The sequence below is a fragment of the Qipengyuania atrilutea genome (assembly GCF_013370205.1).
In the GTDB taxonomy this organism is placed as follows: domain Bacteria; phylum Pseudomonadota; class Alphaproteobacteria; order Sphingomonadales; family Sphingomonadaceae; genus Actirhodobacter; species Actirhodobacter atriluteus.
On record NZ_JABWGV010000021.1, the window covers coordinates 1 to 599 of the forward strand.

1 pseudogene is annotated in these 599 nt (G+C 62.9%); it reads left to right on the plus strand.

Features of this window, described 5'->3' with window-relative positions:
• Positions 1 to 54: 54 nt before the first annotated feature.
• Positions 55 to 599: pseudogene (locus HUV48_RS14725) on the plus strand (hypothetical protein); the annotation flags it as partial.

Below are 599 nucleotides of genomic sequence, written 5' to 3' on the forward strand. Positions count from 1 at the left end.
ATTGCGATTGGTCAGAATGGAGTAGCCTCTGGGGTTGAGGCGGTTGCGATTGGTTTGAACTCGGTAGGTTCGAACGAGCTTTCGGTAGCGTATGGTTCGCGCTCGGTATCGACGGGAGTTGGTTCATCTGCGCTGGGCGGGTTATCGAGCGCTACCGGTGACGGCAGCACGGCGGTGGGTGTGTTTGCGAATGCATCTGGCGGCAATGCTTTGTCGGTTGGTCAGCGCGCTGAAGCGACGGCCGATCAGGCGAGTGCCTTCGGCCAGCGTGCCATCGCTTCTGGCCAAAACTCGACTGCGGTCGGCCAGACCGCCGAGGCACGGCAGACCGGTGCGACCTCGCTGGGTTCGCTGGCGCTCGCTGACGGACAGTCGGCGTCATCCTTTGGGTTCCAGGCGCAGGCACGCAATAGCAACGCTACGACCATTGGCGGCGAAGCGACCGCTTCGGGTGTCAGCAGCACTGCGGTCGGGTATCGCTCCATCTCTTCGGGCGAAAGCAGCACCAGCGTAGGCGCGGTGGCATCGGCTTCGGGTATCGGCGCGGTTGCCATCGGCACCAGTGCATCTGCCAGCCAAACCTCTTCTACCGCAATCGG